5 protein-coding genes are annotated in these 5006 nt (G+C 62.6%); all 5 read right to left on the reverse strand.

The features are described from left to right. Positions 1-568: 568 nt before the first annotated feature. Positions 569-1918, reverse strand: a complete 1350-nt coding sequence (locus tag L0G76_RS13930) for a signal peptidase I (protein WP_304357766.1) — start codon at positions 1916-1918, stop codon at positions 569-571. Next, positions 1918-2535 carry a SipW-dependent-type signal peptide-containing protein gene (locus tag L0G76_RS13935; RefSeq protein ID WP_304357767.1) on the reverse strand — a complete coding sequence of 206 codons (618 nt, stop codon included), beginning with the start codon at positions 2533-2535 and terminating at the stop codon, positions 1918-1920. The genes L0G76_RS13930 and L0G76_RS13935 overlap by 1 nt, the downstream gene beginning before the upstream one ends. Before the next feature lie 128 nt (positions 2536-2663). Then, positions 2664-3275, reverse strand: a complete 612-nt coding sequence (locus L0G76_RS13940; protein WP_304357768.1) for a SipW-dependent-type signal peptide-containing protein — start codon at positions 3273-3275, stop codon at positions 2664-2666. Positions 3276-3524: 249 nt separating this feature from the next. Beyond that, on the reverse strand, positions 3525-3749 hold the full coding sequence (locus L0G76_RS13945) for a sulfurtransferase TusA family protein (protein WP_101598479.1): 225 nt from the start codon (positions 3747-3749) through the stop codon (positions 3525-3527). Next, entirely contained in the window at positions 3746-4801 is a 1056-nt protein-coding gene (locus L0G76_RS13950) for a YeeE/YedE family protein (protein ID WP_304357769.1), read from the reverse strand. The genes L0G76_RS13945 and L0G76_RS13950 overlap by 4 nt, the downstream gene beginning before the upstream one ends. Positions 4802-5006 lie beyond the last annotated feature (205 nt).

The following is a 5006-nucleotide window of genomic DNA, read 5'->3' on the forward strand; positions in this document are numbered from 1 at the left end:
GCGGATGGGGCGGAGACTGTGGTGGGGGTTTAAGACAGGTTGCGGCAGTTTCCGCTCCCGAGCAGTCCAGCGTTGCTCGCGATGGCGGCGGGCTTTGATCGCCAACCGCTTTCATGCTTGGCAAAGAACGCGATTTCCAATTCGTCCCCCGTACCAAGTAGTCCGCCGAGGAGACCTGTAGGTACGTCTGTTGTATGTTTGCCGCCGCCGTTGGAGGTCGTGTTCGGCGATAGATAGAACCCAGTTATCGGAGCCAGCACGGAACCAAGGCCGCTGGTGGACGCTTCTACGACGATGTCATCGAGTTGATAGCCAGCCGGCAGCTTCCAAAAGATTCGGACTCGGGCTCCAAGATCGACGACACCTGATCTATATTGGCATTTATTAGTCAGAACAGGCGCCGGGACCGTCGCAGCCGAGAACGACCCTGATGCCTCCTCCGAGTCCGTCCACCCCGCCATCGTGGAGCGCACACCCGATAGTCCGAGTACGAGCACGACGAGGGCGAGTCCTGCGATGAGGGCACGGATTCGCCGACTTCGAAGCGGCCGATGCCTGTGATCGTGAGTCATGACTTCCCCCGGCCTCGTGTTCGTACAACGACGACGAATCCTGCTGCGATGAGTGCGCAGGCGACCAACAAGATCCACAGCCATCCTTCGATTCCGGTTCGCGGGAGATCGCCGGGAGTGTCGGGATCATCGGGATCGCCGGGGCCCAGCGAAACTTCTTCTCCCTGGCCGGTCGCAGTCAGCCGCACACTGCTTCGCTGGCCGGCAACGTCCTTGGGATTGGCGTCCAGGGCCAATGTGACTGTCACTTGCACTCGGCGCTTTTCGTCACTTCGCATGTCGAGAAGTGGCCGATCGTTCCCGGGAGCTGGGCCGAGATCATTGAGCGGGGTATGGTGGATCAGCTCTTCGCCACCGCCTGCGCACTTGTTCATCGACACGATCTCCGCGCAAGCCCGGACATTGACGAGCAGCTCTTCGGTGATCGCCTCTGTCAGCTGCCCGGAGCCTATCGCCAACTCCACGGTCCCTGGTTCGGTCGCGTCAGCCCAGACGTCAACGGTCCAGTTCGCAGATTCTCCAGGGCTCAGGTTGAGCATCTCCGACTCGTCACCGAAGGCGCGCATCCGCAGGTACTGTCCGCGCGCCTCGGCGGCGGCGTTGGTTGTGGTGGTGTCGGTGGCGGCGGTGGAAGCAACTGCGGGCACTGTCGCCGTTGGATCGAAAGCTGCGAACGGACCACTGTTGGCTGCCAACAACAGCGCTACGACAGGGAGGGCGAGGGCGTGCTTCGGTGAGCGGGTGATGGCTGGCTGGGATTCTTGACGCAGCGCGGCCGCGGCCTTGCCGGGTGTACTCTCACCCGCCTCGGCGATCTCATCACCGTCTTCGTCTTCTTCACGTCTGGGCCAGAACGCCCAGACGACGAGCAGAGAAGCAGCGATCGTGATGCCGCCGAGCACGAAGGGATCGCGGAAGGACTGAATGGCTGGGGCGACACTGGGTATCGAGAACATGACTTTTCGCACGGTCTCTGCCGTGTAGGGCTCGGGGTCTTTCGCTTCGTTGGCGTCGCCCTTCATCTCGAAGGTGACCTGCCCGGAGTCAGCGCCAAGGATCGATGTCACGCGGTGCGTCACGGGAAGCACCTTCTCACCGCGGTCGGCGGTGATGATGTCCCCGACTTCCATCTCCTCGGCGGGGATCTCATGGACGAATGCGATCGACCCAGCGGTGATCGTCGGAGTCATGGAACCCGTTTTGAACATCATGATCGACACGTTGAAGGCGAAGCCGAGGATGACGAGGGCGATGCACACGGCGCCCAGTGCTGCAAGGACATTGAGCAGTGCTTCGCCGAGCCACGCCGCCGGGCTCCTGGCACCAGCTTCACACTGAGGCACCATCAGGACCCTGCCGGAACGGACTCGGCGTTGAACGTCCAGGTATGGGCGGCGCTCGTTCCCTGCGCAGCGCTCGGAGTGGAGGCTGGCAGGACGACTTCGAAGCAGTAGGCCTGGACCGATCCTGCTACGGGGCTGACCGTCTGTTTGGCCGAACTTGTGGCAGACGCCCTCAACGGCTGTTTGGAGGCACCTCCGCCGAAGACAAACGTCGGTGAACCGGCGAACGCCGAGGCATCGCAGGGAGAGGCAAAGGCCTCGGCCGCCGAGGGGAACGACCGCGTCACGGTGCGATACTCGAGAGATTCTGCGATGGTGTTCGCCGATCCGGAGACACCGCTTCCCACGACCTGAATCTGCCCCTTCATCGTGGTGGCGGCCGTAGTCCTCACGTAGGCGGGAGCGTAGACCTTCGACCCCGGGTACATTCCCGTGGCTTTGAAAGTCATCTCACGACTGTTGCCCCACGTCTTGTCCACGGACAGATCGATGTTGAACGTGCCGGCCTCGAATGATCCCGAAGCTGCTTCGGTATCGGTCCAGGCCGCTAGGGTTACAGTGGCACCGATGCCGAAGACCAGGCCGCCCGCAAGAACAGCTTTGATTCGGCGATTGCGCAACCGCCGCTGATTTTGCTCGCGCGCTCGGTTCTGCCGTCGACCGCCTGAACGGGCCTCGATGGAGACCCGCTCAGGCGGATTGGGGTCACGCAACGGACCCGAGGTGAATCTCACGGAGACAGGTCTGACTATTCAGCCGAGGTCGCGGTGAACTGCCACTGGGCCGTGGTGTCCTGACCCTGGGCCAGTGTGTCATCGGCCGTGACCTTGAAGCACAGCGTGACGGGTGCGCCCGCAGTCGCATCGGCACCGGCTGTGAGAGCGAAGTCCTGGGCACCGGCCATGGAACCAAGTGCTGTGCCAGCGGGAACGATCGAGTCGCCCGTCGCGCTCGCGCTGCATGCTGCGGCGTCGGCCACGGTGACTATCTCATACGTCAAGGCAGCGGGGTTGTCGCCGCTTCCCGCAGCGTTGTTGAGGACCACGCTCGCGTCGTAGGAGGTTTCACCGTCGAGCCGCAGGACGAAAGGGGCCGCTACGGTGTCACCGGGCGAGAGGTTGTCGCCGCCGTCGAGATCGAAGCTCAACGACGCGGCGCCCTCGGAGCTCTCATGGTCGGTGAAGCTGTCCTCAGCGCCCGTCGTGCTTCCCTGCACGTTGAACGAACCGGCACCGAAGGTTCCTTCGGCCCATTCGTTGTCCGTCCAGGCAGCCAGCGTCACCGCGGCTCCGACACCGAGGACGATGCCACCGGCGAGGATGGCTTTGAACTTGCGTGAACGCGTCGAGGACTGCGGCATTGAGACTCCTTGGAAAAGCACGTATGTGCACAAACACCAGAAATGGTGACTTGACAATTATCATACAATTACTTTTTCATTACAGTCATTTATCACGCCTGTGCTTTTCGGCACAGGAATGACAGCGCAGCAGAATCTGGCGGATTCTGCGCAGCCCGAACTTCACAGAAACGCGAGCGGCCCTGCGAATTCGCAGGGCCGCTCATACAGCGGGGATGCTCAGGTGACCACGGGGAGGCCTGTGGCCGATCAGGCCTTCTGCACGGTGATCGTCCAACTGGCGTCACCGGTGCGGTCGAAGTGGGTCACGGGGTAGCCATTCTCGGCCGCCCACTGTGGGATCGCCTCGGTGGCCTGGGTGCAGTCGAAGTTGATGACGAGCTCATCTCCGTTGTCCATTCCACCGATTGCATCCTTGGCCTCGACCAAGGGGAAAGGGCAGACGAGTCCGTTTGTCTCCAGTACCTGTTTCATACAACCTTGCTTTCCGCGGGCTGCGCGACACCTGTCCGCGGCCCCGACTTGATGGTGAATTTCGCTGCGACTCCTGCGCCGACGATCATGAAGAAGGTCGCGACCCAGCCCTGATATTCGAATTGTGCGGTCGAGACCATGGCGTTGCCGACGGTGCAGCCGCCGGCGATCGCCGCGCCGACGCCCATGCCGACTCCGCCGACGATCGACTTGACCACGGTGGCCTGGTCGGGGACCCGAATCCGGAACTCACCCGAGACCTTCGCCGCGATGAACGATCCCACGAGAATGCCGATGACCAGCATGACACCCCAGTCCACGAGCGAGGCATCGCCGGTTGCCAGGTAGCCCGTCAGATTCGCCGAGGGAGTGGTGATCCCCAAGCCCGAATTGCGTCCGGTCGCTGCCGACAGCGGCCAGGCGATCGTGGCGATGATGCCGATGACCACGGCCGTGGCGAACGGATTCCAGCGCTTCTCCGTGAGGAGGTGCGCCAGGCCCGTCTTGAGCGGAGGAAGGGTCGCCAGAGGAGTCGTGTTCTTGCGGTTGTGACGAACCGTGACCCACACGGCGATCGCCGACAGGATTGCGACGAAGACCCACGGGCTCAGTCCTGTCGAGGCCTGGAGCGTGCCGCTCTCGACCGTGATCGAACGCAGGCCCTCCGTGAACGAGGCACCGGGCCCCAGCTTCATGACAGCAGATGTCAGCGCATAGAAGATCAGCGCGAACCAGCTGCCCACCAGCCCCTCACCGGCCCGGTAATAGGTCCCGGTGGCACAGCCGCCGGCGAGCACGATCGCGAAGCCGAAGATGAGGCCGCCGATGATCGTGGCCAGCCAGGGGAACGGTGAGGCCTCCAGGGAGATGACGCCCAGTGCGTTGAGCAGGAACAGCCCGATCGAGTGGACGGCGATGAGGAGGATGAGCGCCGAGAACCACCGCGTGTTCCCGGTCAGGGTGAGATCGCGGAAGGCTCCGGTGACACAGAATCGTCCTCGCTGGAGGACGAATCCGAGCGCCAAGCCGACGATCAGTCCGGTGATGATCATTCATTCGCTTTCTGCTTGCGGGCGGCCGATTGCCGCGATGATTCGAGCATGTGTTGAGCTATATGTCGCCGAGGTGGGTCGACAGAAACGCTCGACCCGCCCCTTACGCACACAGCAAACTCCATTCTGCTCAACAATTCTTCGATTCGTCAACACAGCCTGCACGCACCGCCGCGAACCCCGGGGCTTTTCTCATTCATTGATA

Source organism: Brevibacterium picturae (genome assembly GCF_030453725.1).
Lineage (GTDB): Bacteria > Actinomycetota > Actinomycetes > Actinomycetales > Brevibacteriaceae > Brevibacterium > Brevibacterium sandarakinum_A.

Coding starts and splice junctions, on each gene's coding strand:
- L0G76_RS13930 (WP_304357766.1), bottom strand. CDS start 1,918: ATGGTGCCTCAGTGTGAAGCTGGTGCCAGGAGCCCGGCGGCGTGGCTC.
- L0G76_RS13940 (WP_304357768.1), bottom strand. CDS start 3,275: ATGCCGCAGTCCTCGACGCGTTCACGCAAGTTCAAAGCCATCCTCGCC.
- L0G76_RS13945 (WP_101598479.1), bottom strand. CDS start 3,749: ATGAAACAGGTACTGGAGACAAACGGACTCGTCTGCCCTTTCCCCTTG.
- L0G76_RS13950 (WP_304357769.1), bottom strand. CDS start 4,801: ATGATCATCACCGGACTGATCGTCGGCTTGGCGCTCGGATTCGTCCTC.